The sequence below is a fragment of the Mucilaginibacter sp. SJ genome (assembly GCF_028993635.1).
Classification (GTDB): Bacteria; Bacteroidota; Bacteroidia; order Sphingobacteriales; family Sphingobacteriaceae; genus Mucilaginibacter.
This window is the reverse complement of sequence record NZ_CP118631.1, coordinates 2,566,312-2,588,423: the sequence shown is the minus strand read 5'-3', so window position 1 is coordinate 2,588,423 and position 22,112 is coordinate 2,566,312. Positions and strand designations below refer to the sequence as shown.

Genomic DNA, 22,112 nt, shown 5'->3' with positions numbered 1-22,112 from the left:
TATGACAAACGAATTTAATCAGATCAGGGATGCCTATCATCGTAACATGTTTAATCCGGTGCCCGACGCTGTTGATGCGATGAGCATTTATAAGGATTTAGCTGATATTCATATTGTAAATGAGCAGGAAGAAAACCTGTTTCACCTTGCAGCCCGTTTTACCGATCCGGAAGCCATCCGGTTTTTAGCAGGTGCGGGTTTGAAACCCGCACCCGACAAATACGGCAACACGGCTTTGCACGCACTCACTACCGCCAGGTTTGATTTGCAGGGTACTTCACCTGAGGATAAGGCGAAGAAAATATTTGATACCGCTACTGCACTGCTGGAACTTGGTATCAATCCTAAAAAGAAAAACGATTCGGGCAAATTAGCCTATTTTGAGGCCGGGCAGCTATACATGTACCCTTTTATCGAGGCTATGGGCAATGCCGGGATAAAGATGGATGCAACAGAATCGGAAGGAAAAAATCTTTTACATGTTATCTGTGATAAACTGGTACACCGTAAAACCATACCCGGAGCCATAGATGCAGCAACGAAAACCGTAAAGATCTTAATGGAAAAAAGTGGTATTGATACAGAGGATAAAGACATATTTGATACAACACCGCTTACTTACGCGCAGCGCAGCGGAGTAAAGGAAATAGCTGCACTGCTATCGGGTGATGAAGCCGACATAGCTACCGGGGGGATGAGTATTCATGAAGCTGTATTGAACCGTGATGTTGCAGCTGTGGAAGCACTTATCAAAGCCGGGGCAGACCTGGATGATTTTTCTGATCAGTACAAGCGCACACCTTTAATGCTGGCCTGCGAGTATCCCTCAGAACCAATGGTTCAGTTACTGGCCGAAGGTGGCGGAGATGTGAATTTCAGGACGGGTAATGGCGACACTGCCGTTTTTATACTGCTTACCAGGGCTGTGAGCAATTTTGGAAGGGGCATGAGCCGCGACCTAAAAGATATTGTGAAAATGCTGCACATATTGATCAGGCACGGACTTGATCTTGACGCAGCGGTGAATAACGATGGTGATACTGCTTTAAACATAGTATGCCAGGCCGGTTACCTGGCCGATTTAAATATTGTACTGGCAGAAGAATTGGTTGAAGCCGGCTGCGATATCAATAAACCTAACGTTTGGGGCAAAACACCACTGATGAGTTTTGCACAAAAAGGTAACGAAATTAAATACAATATTGCCGAACTGCTGTTGGACAATAACGCTGATACTACCTACGCCGATAAAGCCGGTAACACTGCATTGATGTACGCTGCTGCAAATGGCGATAAAATGTCGGGCAAAAAGATAGTTTCGTTGTTATTGGATAAAGATAGTTCGACAGTTGAAAATGTAAATAATGCGGGGCAAACAGCTGTGGATGTAGCAGTTCAGCATAATAATGAAGCTGTTGTTAAACTGATGCTTGCATAGCCGGTAATAAAATAGACACCTATGGATAATATGTTTTTAAACGCGTGTAAAAACGCACAAAAAGGGATAGTGCAAACATTCCTGAAAAAGGGAGGGATTAATGTTGACAAACGCGATAGCTTGGGCAATACGCCCTTATATTATGTATGCTTAAAAAGTGCAAAGGATATTGCTAAAATGCTTATAGATGCCGGCGCTGATGTTAACCTGGGCAATAATCTAAGCGAAACACCCCTGCATTGTGCATCGCGCAGTGGCAGTAAAGACCTGATCAAATTATTAACTGATGCCGGTGCCGATGTGAATGCTGGTAACAACCACGGGCAAACACCGCTTTTTTATGCTGTACTTGCTGGTAAAATAGAAACTTCGCTCTACCTGATCTCATTAGGTGCCGATATCGCCGTTAAAGATAATGCCGGTTACAGTTTGCTCGATCACGCTACAGCCAACGGTATGCGCGATCTGGTTGCAAAATTGTCGGATGGTGAAACCGCGCAAAAAGATGACAACGGGAACACACCGCTTCACCAGGCGGTTTACAATAACCATAGCGAAACAATAAGCGCTTTGCTCAAATCGGGGGTATGGGATGTAAACGGGTTAAATAACGATGGCGTTAGTCCGCTGATACTTGCAGTTAATAACTCCAATATACACGTGGCCGGGCTTTTGATTAAAAATGGCGCCGATGTTAACCTGCATGTACAGAATGGTAATTCGGCATTGCACTATGCGGCAGGGATGGGCAACTATCATCTTGGCAAAATGCTGCTTGAGGCAGGGGCCGAGATCAACTCGCGTAACAGCTTTAGTGAAACTCCGCTTATTGTGGCGGCACAGTGCGGATTTAATGATTTTACAGCCTTTTTAATCGAAAATAACGCCGATGTAAACGCAGTGGACAATAACGGCCGGCACGCTATGGATTTTGCCAGTGAGCGCGGTTATACCGAAATATTGGAACAACTGTTAATGGCCGGTGCCGAAAGCCGGTAATAAAACAGTTTCGTTTATAATGAATGCCTGCCGCGATATGTTGAAGCGGCAGGCATTTATTTTATAGGAACCTTTAACTGTACTTAATCAAGCAATGTCCAGGTACGTTTAGTTTGTATGGCTTGCTGCCCGGCAACTACCATATTCTCTTTACGCTGGCCTATGTACTCTAATGCACTAAAACCGGAGTTGGTTTTAGTTTAGCTGAAGAAATCCGGTCCCCCTTTCAAACCGCTCAAATCTACGCAAACGTTTCTGGGAACGTTTGCGCGGTTTTAGTTGGGCAAATTCTTTTTTTTATTGCCGTCAGCCTTTAATCTTGTTTAGGATTTAATGATCCTTCACCAATTATAGGGCGATAAATAGCTGTTTTAAGATAAAAACATGTCGGTAATAAAAACAAGGATAGGGATAGCGGTTTTGCTTTTGGCGGGTTTTCTGACATCGCGGGCACAGGGTCAGCAGTATTCGTGGCAGCATTTGCCGCAGATAAATGAGCCTGTATTTAAAAAGGATACCATCAATATTTTAAAATATGGAGCCAAAGCGGATGGCATTACGTTAAATACAACAAGTATCAATAAAGCAATAAGCGCCTGCAGCGCCAAGGGCGGCGGGGTAGTGCTTATTCCGCAAGGTTTGTGGTTAACCGGGCCGCTGGTGATGAAGAGTAACGTAAACCTGCATGTAAGCCGTGCGGCGCTGCTCCAGTTTACCGGTGATAAAACTCAATATAAACTGGTTGAAGGTAATTATGAAGGCCATGCCGCTGTGCGCAATGAATCGCCGATATCAGGTACCAACCTTACCAATATCGCCATCACCGGCGAAGGGATCATTGACGGGCACGGCGAGGTTTGGCGGGCCATCAGCAAAGACAGGCTTACCGAAGCTGAATGGAAAAAACTGGTGGCATCGGGAGGCGTAGTAAGCGAAAATGGCAGGTCATGGTACCCTTCTGAAAGTTATGTTAAGGGACTTAAAGCACCTGGGGCAGGTGTGATTGGCAATGGAAAAACTATAAAGGATAACGAACCTTTTAAAGATTTTTTCAGGCCAAATATGCTGGTGCTTACCAATTGTAAAAAAGTATTGCTGCAGGGTGTTACGCTTCAAAATTCGCCCGCATGGGATATCCATACTTTACTATGCGAAGACCTTACCGTACAGAACGCAAGGGTCAGAAACCCCTGGAACGCCCAGAACGGTGACGGTATCGATGTAGAATCGTGCCGGAATGTGCTAATTGAAGGCAGTACTTTTGATGCCGGCGATGACGGTATCTGCATCAAATCGGGCAGGGATGAGGAAGGTCGTAAACGTGGCATGCCAACTGAAAATGTAATTGTAAGGGATAATATAGTTTACCGTGCCCATGGCGGTTTTGTTATAGGCAGCGAAATGTCGGGTGGCGCGCGAAATATTTTCGTGTCTAACTGTACATTCATCGGTACCGATATCGGTCTGCGTTTTAAAACTACCCGCGGCAGGGGCGGCGTAGTTGAGAATATTTTCATCAAAAATATCAGCATGAGGGATATCGCTCATGAGGCCATACTTTTTGATATGTACTATAGTGGTAAATCGCCTGGCGAATCGGATGATGTAAACAATCAGGTTATTGTGCCGGTAACAGAAGCTACACCCTCATTCCGCAAATTTTATGTAGATAATGTAGTATGTAACGGTGCCGAAAAAGCGCTCATGATCCGGGGGTTACCCGAGATGGGAATTAAAGATATACACATTGAAAACAGCACATTCAAAACCGTTAAGGGCGCTGACGTAATAGAGGCACAGAACATTTTTTTAAAGAATATCTACTTCAAAAACAAAGAAACCAACCCGCTCATCAGTATTCAAAATAGCAACAACATAACTTTTAACCATATTATCTATAGCGACACCAGGCTGTTGTTCAAGATCAGCGGGAAGAGGTCGCGGCAAATTAAATTGCTTGATACAGATGCGGCAAAGGCTAAGAAAAAAGTTGAATTTGTTTCGGGCGCATCAGAAAATGCACTAACCGGTACAAATAATGAATAGCCGAAACAAACGCCGAAGCTGATTGAAAAAAACACATTGATAACTTGTGCAGGGAATTATAACCAGGAGTATAATATTGATAAAATGAGCTGTATAATGAAGAAAATATTATTGTTATGTGCTTTCCTGTTCGCGGGCCTGGGGCTCAGGGCGCAAACGCTGCCATGGTCACAGCGGATGGCTAATACTGCTATGCATATCTGGGCAGATTCGTTACCGGGCGCCAACTGGTCGTATGATCAGGGGGTAGTTTTGCAGGGGCTGCAAAGCGTTTGGCAGCAATCGGCCAAAGCCGAATATTTTAGTTATATCCAAAAAGCGATGGACAGGTATGTGGGCACGGATGGAACTATCCGCACCTATAAAGCCAGTGAGTATACCCTCGATAATATCTTGCCGGGCCGGGGCCTGTTACTGCTGCACCGGGTATTAAATACCCCAAAATACTATAAAGCAGCAGTTTTGCTTCGTAAGCAGATAAGTGAGCAACCCAAAACGCCTGAAGGCGGTTTTTGGCATAAAAACCGATATCCCAACCAGATGTGGCTCGATGGTTTGTACATGGCCGAACCTTTTTATGCTCAATACGCTTCAGCTTACCACGAAGATACCGACTTTGACCAGATAGCGGATCAGTTTATTTTGATGGAGCAACATTCGCGGGATAGTAAAACAGGCTTATTGTTCCATGCCTGGGATCAAAGCAGGAAAGAGCGCTGGGCTAACCCTCAAACGGGTTTGTCGGCAAGTTTATGGGCCCGTGCCGATGGCTGGTATGCCATGGGGCTTGTTGATGTGTTGCCCTATTTCCCTGCCAATCATCCTAAACGTGTCAAATTGATAGCCATTTTGAACCGTCTTGCCGCAGCTATCCGGGCTTCCCGGGACCAGGGTTCGGGTTTATGGTACCAGGTGCTTGATAAAGGCAGCAAAAAGGGTAATTACCTGGAAGCTTCGGCATCATGCATGTTTGTTTACGCGTTTGCTAAAGGTGTTAGGGAAGGATATCTCCCTCCTCAATATTTACCGGTAGCTCAAAAGGCCTATGAAGCTATTATCAAAAACTTTATTGAAACAGATGCCGAAGGGCAGGTAAACATTAAAGGAACTGCGGGCGCTGTTGGTGTGGGCGGCAAGCCATATCGCGACGGTAGTTATGAATACTATACCAGTGTAAAAACCGTCGTTAACGAAACTAAAGGTGTTGGCGCGTTTATGCTGGCAAGTGTGGAGATGGAACGCCTGGCTAACCTGAAGGCGGGCAAAGGCAAAACTGTGCTTTTGGATAGCTATTTTAATAACGAACACCACGCAGATGTTACCGGCAAAAGCATCCCTTTCCATTATAAATGGGATGAGCTGGATAACAATGGCTTTTCATTTTTGGCACAGATCTTTAACAATTATGGTCTGCACACCAAAACTTTAAACGAAGCGCCTGATGATGTAAATCTGAAAAAAGCGGCTGCTTATATTATTGTTGATCCTGATATTCCTAAAGAGAACCCGGATGCTAAATATATTGAAGAACCACATATTAAAGCCATCAGTAATTGGGTTGAAAATGGCGGTGTATTGGTGGTTTTAAACAACGATACCGGCAACGCCGAGTTTACACACCTGAACAAGCTAATGGCCAAATGTGGTATCAGCTTTAACCAAAACAGTATTAATAGGGTAGTTGGGCGCAACTTTGAGCAAGGAGCAATCAACATCCCTTCGGATAATTCCATCTTCAAGACGGCGCGTAAGGTTTACATCAAGGAGCTGAGCACCCTGCAGTTAACTAAGCCCGCTGTACCGCGGTTAATTAACGGCAAGGATATCATTGTAGCTACCGCTAAATATGGTAAAGGCACTGTGTTTGCCGTTGGCGACCCCTGGTTTTATAACGAATATACAGATGGCCGAAAGCTGCCACCCGACTATGACAATTTTAAAGCAGCCAACGATTTGGTCAATTGGTTGGTTAAACAAATTCCTCAAACAAAAAAATAGTAACTTATTACAATTAAAAAGAACATGATATTATCAAGATATAACCTCAACAAAACAACCGTACCGGCATCTGAATTGCCGCCTGCAAATGTGTTCGATCTGCCCGAAAAGGTGCTGCAATTCGGTACAGGCGTATTGTTGCGTGGCCTGCCCGATTACTTTATCGACAAGGCTAACCGTGCCGGGATCTTCAACGGCAGGGTTGCGGTTGTTAAATCCACCGACAAAGGTTCGACAACGGATTTCGATATGCAGGATGGTTTGTATACCATTTATTCAAAAGGAATTGAAAACGGCGAAGAAGTTAATGAGCAGGTAATTTGTTCGGCGATCAGCCGGGTGCTTTCGGCCTCAAGCGAGTGGGAGGAGATCCTGGAAATAGCACGAAGCAAGAATTTACAGGTGGTGATTTCAAACACCACAGAAGTTGGGATCCAGTTGGTGAAGGAAGATGTACGTAAACATCCGCCGGCATCATTCCCCGGCAAATTGCTGGCTATTTTATATGAGCGTTACAGGGCCTTTAACGGAAGGCCCGATACAGGTTTGGTGATCATCCCAACCGAACTAATCATTGATAACGGTAAAAAGCTGGAAGCCATAGTATTGGAACTTGCCCACCTGAATAAACTGGAGCCCGCCTTTATGGACTGGCTGGAGAGCAGCAATAGCTTCTGCAATTCGCTGGTGGACAGGATTGTGCCTGGCAGGCCGGATCAACAGTTAAGTGACGCCATGGAAACCGAGCGCGGTTATACTGATAACCTCAGCATCATGTCTGAGACGTACAGTCTTTGGGCTATCCAGGGCGATGAGAAAATAGCCGAAGTGCTATCTTTTGCCCAGATTGATAAAGGTGTTGTGATCACCCCTGATATTGAACTGTTTAGGGAATTGAAACTCCGGCTGCTCAATGGAACGCATACCTTGAGTTGTGCCGTAGCCTATCTATCCGGCTTTAAAACAGTGAAGGAAGCAATGGATGATGCGCATTTTACCAAATTCATCACCCAACTGATGTTTACCGAGATCATGCCATCTATCCCCTACCAGATTGATGAAGATGTAGCCCGTGATTTTGGTAACAAGGTGCTCGACAGGTTCCGCAATCCCAACATCAGGCACGAGTGGCTGAGCATTTCGGTGCAGTACGCTACTAAAATTAAAATGCGGGTTATTCCGTTATTATTGAACTATTATAAACAAAACAATAAGGCGCCTCAAATGATGGCCCTGGGTTTTGCAGCTTTTATCCGCTTTATGCGGATCACCGAATCTGCTGATGGTAAATATACCGGAACGGCACATTCGGATAATTACATGGTAACCGACGACCAGGCACCTAATTTGAGCAAAGCATGGAATGGTGCTGACGCGGAAACAGCGATAGTGGCTATTCTTAAAAATAAAAGCCTTTGGGATACAGATCTAACAACGTTACCCGGCTTTACCGAAGCAGTGACAGCACAGTTTAAGCTTATTAACGAACAGGGAAAACTGGAAATAAGCGCTATTTAAATAAGAGGACAGATGAAACAGAATATATTAAAAGTACACCCTGCCGATAATGTGCTTGTAGCACTTACAGATCTGCAGGCTAATGAGCAGGTTACTTACAAAGGTGAAACTTATACCGTAAAAGAATTGATCCCGGCAAAGCATAAATTCGCTGTTACCGAGATCCCCGAAGGCGGCGAAATTATCATGTATGGCGTACTGGTGGGCAAAGCGCAAAGCCTGATCCCGGTAGGCGGGTTGCTCAGTACCGCTAATGTAAAACATGCGGCAAACAGCTTTTTAACAGGCCAGAGCCACACCGATTGGCACCGGCCTGATATCAGCAAGTGGGAGGGCAAAACATTTAACGGCTATCACCGGGGAGATGGCAACGTGGGCACCGCGAATTACTGGCTGGTTGTACCCATGGTGTTTTGCGAAAACCGTAACATTGAAGTATTGCAGGAGGCCCTGGTAAAACCTTTGGGTTATGGCCGCAAAAAAACATATGAGATCAAAGCGCAGGAGTTGATCGGTAAGATCAAAGCAGGCGCCGAGATAGATGAGGTTTTATACACCGAAATAGGCAGCGACACCGCTCAAAACGCCGGTAATAAAGTTTTCCCGAATGTTGATGGGATTAAATTTTTAACGCATACAGGCGGTTGCGGGGGTACCCGCCAGGATTCAACTGCGCTTTGCGGTTTGCTGGCCGGGTATATTACGCACCCTAACGTTGCAGGGGCAACAGTATTAAGCCTTGGCTGTCAGAATGCCGAAGTAAAAACACTACTGGAGGAGATCAATAAACGCTCGCCGGAGTTTAACAAACCACTTTACATTTTAGATCAGCAGAAAACCGGTAAAGAAGCCGATTTGATGGAATTGGCCATCAGGCAAACGCTTGCAGGCTTAATGCAGGCAAATCAATATACCCGTAAACCGGCTCCTTTAAGTAAACTGACCATCGGTTTGGAGTGTGGCGGATCGGATGGCTTCTCTGGTATTTCGGCAAACCCTGCTATCGGTTACACATCTGATTTGTTAGTGGCGATGGGTGGTTCGGTTATTTTGGCCGAATTCCCCGAACTGTGTGGTGTTGAACAAAACCTGATTGATCGTTGTTTGGATAAAACTAAAGCCGAGCGCTTTGCCGATCTGGTACGTACCTACAGTCAACGGGCCCAAGAGGCCGGTTCTGGTTTTTACATGAACCCATCGCCGGGTAATATTAAAGATGGCCTGATCACTGATGCCATCAAATCTGCCGGGGCAGCCAAAAAAGGCGGCACATCGCCGGTTGCGGATGTGCTGGATTATCCCGAAAAAGTAACACAGCCGGGGCTAAACCTGTTGTGTACCCCGGGTAACGACGTGGAATCGACCACGGCCGAAGTTGGCTCGGGCGCTAATATTGTATTGTTTACTACCGGTTTAGGTACGCCAACCGGCAATCCAATAGCTCCGGTTGTAAAAATCGCCACTAATACTGCATTGTTTAACCGAATGAGCGATATTATTGATATAAATACCGGTACAATTGTAGAAGGTGACGAAACCATTGAACAAGCAGGAGAACGCATCCTGGATTATGTGGTAAAAGTTGCAAGCGGCGAAATTGAAGTTCATGCTGTACGACACGGTCAGGATGATTTTATTCCCTGGAAAAGAGGGGTTTCACTTTAAAATGATGATTTCTGTACATTCCCCGTGCTCGTGTCCCCACGAACACATGCAGGCAAGCATTTGGAATGAAAAAGCGCAGGGAAACTGATTCAGGAAAAAGCATTTTTGTTTCCGTGAGGACACGGAAAGAGGAAGGGGAAAATAAAAAAAAACTGACTTTAAACTTCTGACTTAGTACTTTAAATTTAATACCAACTAATGAAAATACTAACCTGTACAACACCCGGTCAATTGGAATACGGCACTGCCGAAGCTCCGCAATTAAAACCGGGTAATACACTGCTCAAAATAAAACGTATAGGCATTTGCGGTACCGATCTGCATGCCTTTGAAGGTACTCAGCCATTTTTTAGCTATCCACGAATTTTAGGCCACGAACTTGCCGCCGAACTGGTTGAAGCCGGCGATGCCGAAGGTTTTGAAAAAGGTGAAGCCGTTACTTTTATTCCGTATTTCAATTGCGGGCATTGTATCGCTTGTCGCTCGGGCAAACCAAATTGTTGTGTAAATATCCAGGTTTGCGGCGTGCATACCGATGGCGGCATGGCAGAATACCTGCAGGTTCCATCACATTTACTGGTTCATGGAGAGGGATTAAGTTTTGACGAACTGGCCCTGGTTGAGCCTCTTGCTATTGGTGCCCACGGAGTACGACGGGCAGATGTAAAGCCGGGCGAATTTGTACTGGTTATTGGCGCCGGCCCTATAGGTTTGGGTATTATGGAATTTGCCCGCATTGCCGGTGCAAAAGTCATTGCTGCCGATGTGAACGAACAGCGCCTTAATTTTTGCAGCGAAAATTTGAAGGTTGATTATACCATCAACGTGAAAAACGAAGATGTGAATGAGCGCCTGAAAGAGATCACCAATGGCGATATGCCTACCGTGGTGATTGATGCTACCGGCAATCAAAAGGCTATAAACGGCGCGTTTTTGTACCTGGCGCATGGCGGCAGGTATGTGTTGGTTGGTTTACAACGAGACGAACTTATTGTAAGTCACCCCGAGTTTCACAAACGTGAAAGCACGTTGATGAGCAGTCGCAACGCTACCCGCGAGGATTTTGAACACGTGATCCGTTCCATGAAAAATGGTTTGGTAAACCCGCAGACCTATATCACCCACCGGGTAACTTTTGATGAAGTAAAAGATCAGTTTGAAAGCTGGCTTAACCCGGCAAATGGCGTTATAAAAGCTATTGTAGAGGTATAGCTATTGTAGAGGTATATTGATGATGAAAAGGGCGTTTTTGACCGGCTTGCTTTTTTGTGTTGCATGCAATGCTTTCGCGCAGCAAAAGCGTGTATTGGGTTTTGACAAGCTGAAAACGTATGTAAACGGTTTTAATAAAACCGATACCGAAACGGTAAAAAACTACATCACCAATGATCACGCTTACGAATGGCTTGCCAAAAATGTGCCCTTGTTTGAGTGCCCGGATTCGGCCATTCAAAAGATCTATTACTACCGCTGGTGGACATTCAGGAAACACCTGAAACAAACACCCGATGGCTTCATTTTTACTGAATTTATAACGCCGGTTAGCTTTACCGGCGTTTACAACAGTTCGAGCAGTGCCCTTGGCCACCAAATTTATGAGGGGCGCTGGCTGCACGATCCGCAGTACATCAATCAGTATATCAACTTTTGGCTGTATGTTGATCCTAAGCAAAAGAAGCCCCATCTGCATGCGTTCAGCAGTTGGATAGATGACGCGGTTTACAATTATTACCTCGTAAACCTTAATAGAAAATTTGTTGAACAAGCCTTGCCTTTGCTTAATACTGATTATCATGTTTGGGAAAAGGAAAAGCAGCTGCCTTCCAAATTGTTCTGGCAGTTCGACGTGCGCGACGCGATGGAGGAAAGTATCAGCGGGGGGCGCAAAGTCAAAAACATCCGGCCTACTATTAACAGCTACATGTATGGCAATGCTGTGGCGCTATCAAAAATGGCGGCCCTAACCGGCAATGATTCACTAAAAACAAAATACACACAAAAAGCTATCGACCTAAAAAAACTGGTGCAGGATAGTTTGTGGAACGACAGCGCATCTTTTTTTGAAGTGCGCAAACCCGACGGGCATTTTGCAAATGCCCGCGAGGAGTTAGGTTTTATTCCCTGGTACTTTAACCTGCCCGATGATGAACCAGCTTATGCCAAACAGTGGGATCAGCTAACCGATACTAAAGGTTTCAGTGCACCCTGGGGCATCACCACTGCCGAACGCAGGCACCCATTGTTCCGTACCCATGGTACCGGTCACGGTTGTGAGTGGGATGGTGCGGTATGGCCTTTCGCGACCACGCAAACATTAAAAGGCCTGGCTAACCTGCTTACGGCTTATCAAAATAAAGGCGCTATGACACCCGGTATTTTTTATAATGAACTGCATAAATATGCTCTTTCGCACATCAAACGCGGACTGCCTTATTTGGGTGAGTACCAGGATGAAAAAACAGGTTACTGGCTTAAAGGGGATAACCCAAGAAGCAGCTATTACAACCACTCCGGTTTTTGCGATTTGGTCATCAGCAATCTCGTTGGCCTGAAACCTCGTGAAGACAATATGCTGGAAATTTTCCCGCTTATCCCCCAAAACCAATGGAAATGGTTTGCGCTGGATAATGTGCTTTATCACGGGCATACTATCAGCGTAGTTTGGGATAAAACCGGTACTAAATATCACAAAGGCAAAGGTTTTATCATTTATGCCGATGGTAAGGCAATATCCCGGAGTACGCAACTGAAACATGTACTGGTGAAACTCCCGGGTTAAATCCTGACTCATTTTCTCTCTTTTTATTGGCTTGTTGGCTTTAATGATGATAATATCGTATAGTAGATAGAGAAAATATCAGATGAAATTGCAGCAGCGTACTGATATTTTTGAATACTATACAACCAATTAAGTTCAAAACTAAAGAGTAGGTTTCAGAAGCTAATTCGCTTTAGATATTGAAAGCCTGCTTGGAGTACCCCTGTCTAAATACTAATGAGAATGAAGCTGTTTAACCGTTGCCTGCTGCTGTTGCTTATATTGATCTCTTGTTTTCATTCATCCTTACAAGCGCAAGTTCAGTCAAAAAAAGTCACTATTGTTAGTTTGCCTAAGCATCATTCAAGGATAAGTTATGGTGTGCAAAAGTTAACGATGGTTTTAAAAAGCGCAGGTTATTCGGTTGCCGAACAATCTTATAAAGGTGCGCTTCCATCCGGCAATACCATAATTATTGGTCTCCTTACCGATGTTTCGATTAAGAAATTGGTGGGTGCTAAAAATAGTCAACCCGGAAAAGAGGGTTTTATTATTAGCGGTCTCGGGCTTAAAAATAAACTCCTGATAGCGGGTGCTGATAATTCAGGTGCGCTTTACGGCTGTCTTGAACTGGCGGGTAGGATCGATCTAAATAAAAAGCTGCCGGTCAATATTAATCTGCATGATCAGCCCGAAATGGTTTTGCGGGGGACTTGCATCGGTGTGCAAAAGCCTGCTTTACTTCCCGGTCGCGGTACTTATGAGTACCCTTACACGCCGCAAAATTTCCCATGGTTTTATGATAAAGCATTATGGATTCGTTACCTGGATTCGTTGGCTGAAAACCGCATGAACTCCTTGTATTTGTGGAACGGGCACCCTTTTGCCTCGCTGGTGAGGGTAAAAGAATACCCTTACGCTGTTGAGGTTGATGACGCTACCTTTAAAAAAAATGAAGAGATTTACAGTTTTTTGGCCGATGAAGCTGATAAGCGCGGCATCTGGCTTATTCAGGGTTTTTATAACATCATCGTATCCAAACCCTTCGCCGAAAAAAATAACCTGAAAACGCAGGACAGGAACCGGCACATTGTACCCATCATTGCCGATTATACCCGTAAATCTATAGCTGCTTTTGTTGAAAAATACCCTCATGTTGGATTGTTGATTACGCTGGGCGAGGCTATGGAAGGTGCGGGTCAGGATGATATCGACTGGTTTACACAAACCATTATTCCGGGCGTAAAAGATGGGTTAAAAGCCCTCGGTCGTACGGATGAACCACCGATCGTACTACGCGCGCATGATACTGATGCGCCTACAGTAATGAAATACGCCAAACCTTTATATCACAACCTGTACACCATGGCCAAATACAATGGTGAAGCGCTTACTACTTATGAACCACATGGTCCCTGGGCAGATCTTCATCGGACTTTGAGTAATATCGGCACCGTACAAATCGAAAACGTGCATATTCTTGCCAACCTGGAGCCATTCCGTTATGGTTCGGCCGATTTTATTCAGAAATGCGTACAGGCTATGCATCAGATTTATGGGGCGAATGCCCTCCACCTGTATCCGCAGGCATCTTATTGGGATTGGCCTTATACAGCAGATAAAACTGATGGCAAACGCCTGCTGCAGTTGGACAGGGATTGGATCTGGTACAAAGCGTGGGCGCGCTATGCCTGGAATAGCAACAGGGACAGGGCCGGCGAAATAAACTATTGGTCAAAACAAATTGCTGATAAGTATGGATGCGACCAGGCGCACGGCGAGGCTATTTTAAAAGCTTATGAACAATCAGGCAATATCTCGCCCGAACTGTTGCGCCGTTTCGGTATTACCGACGGCAACCGCCAAACTATGACTTTGGGGATGCTGATGAGCCAGCTGGTTAATCCTGAAAAGTACGGCCTGTTTTCCTTGCTCTATAACTCCGAAGGTCCGGTTGGTGAAATGATGAGCGAGTACGCCGAAAAGGAATGGAAACACCAATCACATATTGGCGAAACACCGGTTAAAGTTATTGATAGTGTAATAGTGCAGGGGAAAAAAGCGGTTGAGGCTATCAACCAGGTATCTGCGAAAATTAGTAAGGATAAAGTCGAGTTTGCCCGCTTAAAAAATGATATGTATTGTTATAACGCAATGGCCAATAATTACGCTCACAAGGCAAAAGCAGCCTTATGGGTGTTACGTTATAAATACTCGGATAATGTTGCCGATCTGGAAAAGGCTTTACCCGAGCTGCAAACCAGTTTGGATTATTATAAGCAACTGGTGAAACTAACCGAAAATACTTATTTGTATGCCAACAGCATGCAGACTAAGCAACGCAAAATCCCGGTTGGCGGCAATGATGCCAAAATGAAAACCTGGGCCGAGCTTTTGCCGGTTTATCAAAAGGAACTGGACAATTTTAAACGGAATATCGATTCGCTGAAATCACCTCAAACACAGCAAAAGCAAAAGGAGGTTACCGTTTTGCAGGATGCGCCTTTGAAGTTTGAAAATAGTGGCAGTGGCAGTTATCAGGTAAATTCAGGCGAAGCAGTTTATGTCGATACAACCGCTCTGATAAAAAATATCGCAAAAGAATTGGCAGGTTTAAAAGGTGTGAAATTATCCAAAGCAGATCAGCAAAAGAATGGCACAACCATCAGCTTTAAAAATGATAAGCCGGTAAAAGTACTGGTTGGTTTTTTCAATAGCAAATTGCCTCAATACCTGCCCGAACCGCAATTGGAAACAGATGCCAGCGCTAATGATTATGGCCAGGCCGATATTAAGATTGCCAATGCCATTCAAATTGATGGTTTGCCTCCGGTAAATATTCATACCTATACCTTTAAAACCGGTTCAAATACCCTTACCTTAGGTAGAGGTGCCGCGTTGGTATTGGGCATTGTTGATGCGGATGCCCACGTGCCGGTGTACGACGCCGGCCTGAGTAACGAAGGTAATATAAAGGATTTACGCTGGCTTTTTAACTGATATTTATGAATAGCAGGAAGAGTTTTTTTATCGCAATTTTGATGTTTGGGGTTGTACAGGCTTTTGCCCAGCAACCCTTGAAACTTTGGTATAAACAGCCCGCCCAAAAATGGACGGATGCCTTACCCATTGGCAATGGCCGGATAGGGGGAATGATTTACGGTGGCGTTGCCGAAGAACATATCCAATACAACGAACAAACGCTATGGACAGGCGGCCCGCGCGACTATAACCGCAAAGGTGCTGTGAAATATCTGGAGCCTATCCGCAAGCTCCTTGCCGAAGGTAAGCAAGCCGAAGCAGAGGCCATGGCCCAACAGCATTTTATGGGCACGAAAAGCAATGAAGCTACTTATGCGGTTGATTCGGCAAAATGGTTTAAAATGGTGAACTCATACCATTTACCTCAAGACGAGTTATTTCATGACGACAATCTCAAAGCCATCAATTTGCCGACTGAGCAAGGTTGGGAAACAACGCCCGGTTTTGAAGGAGTAGATGGTGCAGTTTGGTTCATTAAGCATTTTAATATTCCTGCCGGTTGGAAGGGGAAAAACTTAGTGATTAGCTTAGGAAGGATACGTGATATTGACCGGACCTGGCTCAATGGAGATTACCTCGGTACTACCTCAGGTAATGGCTATAGAAAATACATTATCCCTGCTAGTAAATTATTTGTTGGCGATAATAAACTTGCCATACAGGTAATCAATTTTTACGATAAAGGTGGATTTACAAGCAACGCTAAAACTTTATCGGTTTATCCCGAAGGAAGTGAAAGCGATGCGATTAGTCTTGCCGGTCAATGGAAATATTTTATCCAGGATGATAACCCACCGGCATATCCTCATTACAATGCCGATTACCAACCCTTTGCTGATCTGTACCTGCAATTTCCAAAACAGGCAGTTACAGACTATAAACGCGACCTTGATCTTACCAATGCCACTGCCCATGTGAGCTATAAAGCCGGTGGTGTTACTTACACCCGCGAATATTTCAGCAGTGCGCCTGACCAGGTGATGACAGTGCATTTAACTGCCGATAAACCGGGTAAAATTACACTGAAGGCTTTATTGAGCAGTCTGCATAAAAACTATGTTATCCGCAAAATTGATGATCATACACTCGCGCTTTCGTTAAAAATAAAAGGAGGCGTTTTGCGTGGCCTGAGCTATCTGCATGTGGAGGCTACAGGCGGCAGGGTTCTGATCGATTCAAAAAATATATCAGTTACCGGAACTAATGAAGCTACGTTTTATCTCACAGCGGCAACCAATTTTAAAAACTATCATGATGTCTCGGGCAATCCCGAGGCTACCTGTAAGACTCAGATTGCGGCTATATCACATAAAAGCTATGCCGCCATTAAAGCTGCTCATGTAAAAGACTATCAAAAGTATTTCAATACGTTTTCTGTTGATCTGGGTCGGAGCGAAAATGCTGATCTGCCTACAGATGAGCGGATCCTGAAGTTTGGCCATGAGCCTGATCCTTCGTTTGTCAGTTTGTACATGCAGTATGGCAGGTATTTGCTGATCTCATCATCTCGTCCGGGCGGTGGTCCGGCGAATTTGCAGGGTTTGTGGAATAACCTGCTTACACCGCCATGGGGTAGTAAGTTCACTACCAATATCAACCTCCAAATGAATTACTGGCCTGCCGAGGTACTTAACTTATCGGCCTGCAGCCAGCCGTTTTTTAGTATCGTTGATGATCTCGCCAAAACCGGGCATGAAACGGCGGTTGAACACTATGGTGCACCGGGCTGGGTATTGCATCATAATACGGATTTATGGCTCGGCACTGCACCTGTTAACGCATCCAATCATGGTATCTGGGTGAGCGGAGCTGCCTGGCTTTGCCATCAGTTATGGGAGCATTATTTATACACAGGTGATAAGGATTTTCTGCAAAAGCGGGCTTATCCCGAAATGAAGGGTGCAGCCGAATTCTTTGTGCATTCTTTGGTAAAAGACCCTAAGTCAGGCTATCTCATCAGCACACCATCTAACTCTCCGGAGCATGGTGGTTTAGTTGCAGGGCCAACAATGGATCACCAGATCATCCGCGACCTGTTTAAAAACTGTATCGAAGCAGCTAAAGCGCTGAACACGGATAAAGCTTTTGCCGATACACTCAAACTCAAATATAGGCAGATAGCACCCAATAAAATCGGCAGGTACGGCCAGCTGCAGGAGTGGCTGGAAGATAAGGACGATACTACGGATACCCACCGCCATGTTTCGCACATGTGGGGCGTTTATCCCGGCAAGGAGATCTCGCTCAAAACTCCCGAACTGTTAAAAGCAGCCGAACAATCTATGAAATACCGTGGCGATGAAGGCACTGGCTGGAGTATCGCCTGGAAAGTAAACATCTGGGCGCGGATGCACGAGGGAGATCACGCTTATTTGATGTTAACTAAACTACTGTCGCCCGCGGATGTAACCTCGGGTAAGGAGAAAGGCGGCGTTTACCATAACCTGTTCGATGCGCATCCGCCGTTTCAAATCGATGGCAATTTTGGCGGCGCAGCAGGTTTAGCCGAAATGCTTTTACAAAGTCAGGGTGATGTTATTGAATTGCTTCCAGCTTTGCCAACTGCATTACCGCAAGGTAGCATCAAAGGTATTTGCGCGAGGGGCGGCTTTGTGCTGGATTTTGAATGGCAAAACGGGCGCTTGAAAAACCTGCAGGTACTTTCAAAATTAGGTAAAACCTGTCGCTTAAATTATGGCGGAAAAGCAGTTGATGTCGAAACTCAAAAAGGTAAAAGCTATCGCTTTGATGCCGATCTGAAACAATTGTAAAAGATGGGTGAAACTCAAGAACAGCGTGTTTTGGCACTGTGCGATTTCTCCTTAAGGGCTACCGACACACCATTTTAATTTTATCATTAATAGAAAAATGTCATTTCGAACGAACCAGGGTGGGATTTATGTGTCGGAGGTGAGGAGAAATCTTCTACGCCCTGCTTTTACAGGCATGGTTGTACAGCCAGATGCAGAAGATTTCTCTTTCGCCCCACCTCTCAGCCTGCCCCAGCTCTATCGAAATGACATTTTATTTTTTTTGAAAAGATGTGTACGCACAGTAGCTCGTGAGGGGAGTAGAGGCATATGTTTCTCTTTTTTTAAACTAATCACCTCACTGCTGTTTTTGCTCTTTTTTTCACAAAGTTACCTTTTTGCACAGCGTAATGATATCTCATTAAATACCAACTGGAAAAGTATTGCCGATGATAATAATTCAAAGGCAAATACCGGTTTTGAGCAAACCGGTTTTAATGATGCCAAATGGGAAACGGTAAACGTACCTCATAACTGGGATACATACGGGGGCTATCGCCGACTGAAACATGGCAACAGGCATGGCACGGCATGGTACCGCAAAATATTCCCGCTTGAAAATAAGCAAAACGATAAACGCTATTTCCTTTGGTTTGAAGGTGTTGGTTCTTATGCTACCGTTTGGCTCAACGGTAAACAGGTTGGGTATCACGCCGGCGGGCGTACATCTTTCACTATCGATATAACGGATGCTATCAAAGCAGGCAAACAAAACCTGTTATGCGTTAAGGCCGATCATCCTTCATTCATAAAAGATTTGCCATGGGTTTGCGGCGCCTGCTCAGATGATCCGGGTTTTTCGGAAGGTTCGCAGCCGATGGGCATTTTCAGACCGGTGCATTTGGTGGTGACTAACGCCGTCAGGGTAGAACCTTTTGGTGTACATATCTGGAATGATACCACTGTTCGCGAAAAATCAGCCACGCTTAACCTTGAAACTGAAGTTAAAAACTATAGTGGAAAGCCATCTAAAGTAATCGTCTTAAACAGCTTGATTGATGCCGGCGACAAAATCATCACCCAAGTAAAAACCAACAAAACACTAAACGCCGGGGAGAGCAATGTAATAACTCAACAACTTTCCGATGTTAAAAACGTGCAGCTATGGTCGTTAGAAAAGCCTTACCTGTATCAGGTAATAACAGAGGTTTGGGTCGATGCAAAACTGATCGACAGAACGCAAACACCGTATGGGATCCGGTGGATCAGCTGGCCAATTGGCAGAAATAATAACGACAATCGTTTTTATCTCAATGGCAAACCTGTGTTTATCAATGGCATTGCCGAGTATGAACATTTAATGGGCAAAAGCCAGGCTTTTGAAGCGCAGGAGATAAAAGCCAGGGTAATGCAGGTAAAAGCCGCCGGTTTCAATGCTTTCAGGGATGCGCACCAGCCGCATAACCTCGCTTATCAGCAATATTGGGATAAGCTGGGCATTTTATGGTGGCCGCAGTATTCGGCACATATCTGGTATGATTCGCCGGAGTTCAGGGCCAATTACAAAGCTTTGCTGATTGATTGGGTGAAGGAACGGCGCAACAGCCCTTCGGTAATTCTTTGGGGACTGCAGAACGAAAGTAAACTCCCTGCTAATTTTGCCCGCGAATGCAGCGATATCATCCGTAAGCTTGACCCTACGGCCTCATCGCAACGTAAAATAACAACCTGCAACGGCGGCGAAGGTACCGATTGGGACGTGCCCCAAAACTGGACGGGTACCTACGGCGGTAACCCGCTTACTTATGGTGATGACCTGAAAAAACAAATATTAGTAGGCGAGTATGGTGCATGGCGAAGTTTGGGTCTGCATACAGAAGGCCCTTTTAACGCTAACGGTCCGCTGAGTGAAGACCGTATGACCCAGCTCATGGAAACTAAAGTATGCCTGGCCGAGTCTGTAAAAGATCAGGCTGCGGGGCATTTTCAATGGCTATTGTATTCGCATGAAAATCCCGGAAGAACGCAGGGTGGCGAAGGCCAGCGAGAACTTGACAGAGTAGGCCCCATTAATTACAAAGGCTTGTTTACACCCTGGGGCCAACCAACCGATGCTTTTTATATGTACAGGGCCAATTATGCGCCTAAAGATAAGGAGCCGATGGTTTACATTGTATCGCACACCTGGCCAAACCGCTGGCTGGCTCCGGGTAAGAAGGATAGTATCATTGTTTATTCCAACTGCGATGAGGTTGAGCTTTTTAATGATCTCAACGATGAGTCTTTAGGCAAACGAAAACGGCAGGGCATCGGCACGCACTTTCAATGGGATGGCGCGGATATTAAGTACAATGTGCTGTACGCTGTGGGATATGTTAATGGTAAGCAGATAACGCATGATGAAATTATGCTGAATCATCTGCCACAAGCACCTCATTTGCCTAAAGAGAATCCTGCTATCCTGAAACCACAAACGGGTTACAACTATTTGTACCGCCTCAATTGCGGCGGACCGGATTATACCGATACCTACGGCAATACCTGGATGGCCGACAAACATCAGGATAATCAACGCCAACCCGGCTCCACATCATGGACGGATGATTATCCGGGTATGCCCCAGTTTTTTGCCAGTCAGCAACGCACTTTCGACAGGATCAGCAACACGGCTGATGGTGCCTTGTTCCAGACTTTCAGGTATGGTTTAGATAAACTAAAATTTAATTTCCCGGTACCCGATGGTGATTATAGCATCGATCTATATTTTACCGAACCCTGGTATGGCACAGGCGGCGGAATGGATTGTTCAGGCTGGCGTTTGTTTGATATAGCTGTGAATGATAAAACCATGATCCGAAATCTGGATATCTGGAAAGAAGCAGGATACGACAAGGCCCTTAAAAAAAGTATCATCGCGCATGTTACCGGTGGGATGGTAAGCATATCTTTTCCAAATGCTGCAGCAGGTGAAGCGATTATCTCAGCCATTGCTATCAGTACTTTAAATAAGGCGGTAAAGCCGCAACAGGCGGGCAAAGGAATAATCGGCCAGTTACAGGGTAACAACAAATGGGTAATAAAAAGCTGGATGGATATCGGCCAAAAACAATATACCAATGCGGGGGTAACCTTTAATGATCTGCCGCCTATATTTTATGGGGACGACTGGATCAGTAGCCCCTCCCAACCCTCCCCGGTAGGGAGGGCTTTAAAAGTCTCTCCTTCCGGGGGAGATTTAGAGGGGGCTTTTACTTTAAATGCCGATGCCGATGTTTATGTTGCCATGGATGTACCCGCTTTGCAACGACCAGCATGGCTTGCTGATTATGAAAATACCGGCTTGTTTGTAAAAACAGATGCTGATGGAGGCCATCAGCTGCCTGTTTACAGGAAACGTTTTAAAAAGGCCGGGGTGGTAACTTTAGGCGAAAATAAAGGCAGGTTCATGTACACGGTAGTGGTATTACCTGTTACTTCGCTGCAACCGGCTACTGATCTTCGTAAAACCATAAGTTATAAGGCGGAGACAGCTGAGATAAAAGGCTATGGCTTAAAAGCCGACACCCTGAACGGAAAAAAAATAATTAAATTTAGCAGCGGTGCGGGCGGCAGTGTGGCATTCGCGTTAACGCCGGGTGTTGCCGATCTGTACGCCTTGCGCATAAAATATTATAACCAGAGCAATCAAACTTTTACGGCAAAAATACAATTACTGGCCGCCGATGGTACGGTGATGAAGGAGGAAGAACTGAGTTTTAAACCGGTTGCCAAAAATAAGTCGGGCACGGTTGCAACCAACACGGGCACAAGTATCAACGCGGGGAATTATAAGCTGGTAATCACAGGAATTAAGGCCGATGGTTTGGCCGTTTCGGGTATCGAAATGCAATAAAATATT

The 22,112-nt window shown here is 45.2% G+C and carries 11 protein-coding genes; all 11 read left to right on the top strand.

Annotated elements, in window-relative coordinates; translation table 11 throughout:
• Nucleotide 1 precedes the first annotated feature (1 nt).
• The 11 genes from MusilaSJ_RS10305 to MusilaSJ_RS10255 all read left to right on the top strand — a co-directional run bounded on the left by MusilaSJ_RS10305 (nt 2) and on the right by MusilaSJ_RS10255 (nt 22,106).
• Complete coding sequence (locus MusilaSJ_RS10305; RefSeq protein WP_274989894.1) at nt 2-1,438, top strand: ankyrin repeat domain-containing protein; 1,437 nt, start codon at nt 2-4, stop codon at nt 1,436-1,438.
• Between the two features lie 21 nt (nt 1,439-1,459).
• Complete coding sequence (locus MusilaSJ_RS10300) at nt 1,460-2,437, top strand: ankyrin repeat domain-containing protein (RefSeq protein WP_274989893.1); 978 nt, start codon at nt 1,460-1,462, stop codon at nt 2,435-2,437.
• Nucleotides 2,438-2,821: 384 nt separating this feature from the next.
• Entirely contained in the window at nt 2,822-4,483 is a 1,662-nt protein-coding gene (locus tag MusilaSJ_RS10295; RefSeq protein ID WP_274989892.1) for a glycoside hydrolase family 28 protein, read from the top strand.
• A gap of 96 nt (nt 4,484-4,579) precedes the next feature.
• Nucleotides 4,580-6,481 carry a glycoside hydrolase family 88/105 protein gene (locus tag MusilaSJ_RS10290; protein WP_274989891.1) on the top strand — a complete coding sequence of 634 codons (1,902 nt, stop codon included), beginning with the start codon at nt 4,580-4,582 and terminating at the stop codon, nt 6,479-6,481.
• A 24-nt stretch (nt 6,482-6,505) separates the two neighbouring features.
• Nucleotides 6,506-7,999, top strand: coding sequence for a tagaturonate reductase (locus tag MusilaSJ_RS10285; protein ID WP_274989890.1), 1,494 nt, complete (start codon nt 6,506-6,508; stop codon nt 7,997-7,999).
• A 12-nt stretch (nt 8,000-8,011) separates the two neighbouring features.
• On the top strand, nt 8,012-9,664 hold the full coding sequence (locus tag MusilaSJ_RS10280) for a UxaA family hydrolase (RefSeq protein WP_274989889.1): 1,653 nt from the start codon (nt 8,012-8,014) through the stop codon (nt 9,662-9,664).
• 198 nt (nt 9,665-9,862) lie between these two features.
• Nucleotides 9,863-10,876: a zinc-binding alcohol dehydrogenase family protein gene (locus MusilaSJ_RS10275; RefSeq protein ID WP_274989888.1), complete on the top strand. Its 1,014-nt coding sequence runs from the start codon at nt 9,863-9,865 to the stop codon at nt 10,874-10,876.
• Nucleotides 10,877-10,895: 19 nt separating this feature from the next.
• Nucleotides 10,896-12,443, top strand: a complete 1,548-nt coding sequence (locus tag MusilaSJ_RS10270; RefSeq protein WP_274989887.1) for an MGH1-like glycoside hydrolase domain-containing protein — start codon at nt 10,896-10,898, stop codon at nt 12,441-12,443.
• 222 nt (nt 12,444-12,665) lie between these two features.
• Nucleotides 12,666-15,422, top strand: coding sequence for an alpha-d-galacturonidase (locus MusilaSJ_RS10265; protein WP_274989886.1), 2,757 nt, complete (start codon nt 12,666-12,668; stop codon nt 15,420-15,422).
• Nucleotides 15,423-15,427: 5 nt separating this feature from the next.
• Nucleotides 15,428-18,235: a glycoside hydrolase family 95 protein gene (locus tag MusilaSJ_RS10260; protein ID WP_274989885.1), complete on the top strand. Its 2,808-nt coding sequence runs from the start codon at nt 15,428-15,430 to the stop codon at nt 18,233-18,235.
• A gap of 349 nt (nt 18,236-18,584) precedes the next feature.
• Nucleotides 18,585-22,106, top strand: a complete 3,522-nt coding sequence (locus tag MusilaSJ_RS10255) for a malectin domain-containing carbohydrate-binding protein (protein ID WP_274989884.1) — start codon at nt 18,585-18,587, stop codon at nt 22,104-22,106.
• Nucleotides 22,107-22,112 lie beyond the last annotated feature (6 nt).

Bases quoted from the DNA above. Each gene is read 5' to 3' on its own strand.
- MusilaSJ_RS10305 (WP_274989894.1), top strand. From the start codon at position 2: ATGACAAACGAATTTAATCAGATCAGGGATGCCTATCATCGTAACATG.
- MusilaSJ_RS10300 (WP_274989893.1), top strand. From the start codon at position 1,460: ATGGATAATATGTTTTTAAACGCGTGTAAAAACGCACAAAAAGGGATA.
- MusilaSJ_RS10295 (WP_274989892.1), top strand. From the start codon at position 2,822: ATGTCGGTAATAAAAACAAGGATAGGGATAGCGGTTTTGCTTTTGGCG.
- MusilaSJ_RS10290 (WP_274989891.1), top strand. From the start codon at position 4,580: ATGAAGAAAATATTATTGTTATGTGCTTTCCTGTTCGCGGGCCTGGGG.
- MusilaSJ_RS10285 (WP_274989890.1), top strand. From the start codon at position 6,506: ATGATATTATCAAGATATAACCTCAACAAAACAACCGTACCGGCATCT.
- MusilaSJ_RS10280 (WP_274989889.1), top strand. From the start codon at position 8,012: ATGAAACAGAATATATTAAAAGTACACCCTGCCGATAATGTGCTTGTA.
- MusilaSJ_RS10275 (WP_274989888.1), top strand. From the start codon at position 9,863: ATGAAAATACTAACCTGTACAACACCCGGTCAATTGGAATACGGCACT.
- MusilaSJ_RS10270 (WP_274989887.1), top strand. From the start codon at position 10,896: ATGATGAAAAGGGCGTTTTTGACCGGCTTGCTTTTTTGTGTTGCATGC.
- MusilaSJ_RS10265 (WP_274989886.1), top strand. From the start codon at position 12,666: ATGAAGCTGTTTAACCGTTGCCTGCTGCTGTTGCTTATATTGATCTCT.
- MusilaSJ_RS10260 (WP_274989885.1), top strand. From the start codon at position 15,428: ATGAATAGCAGGAAGAGTTTTTTTATCGCAATTTTGATGTTTGGGGTT.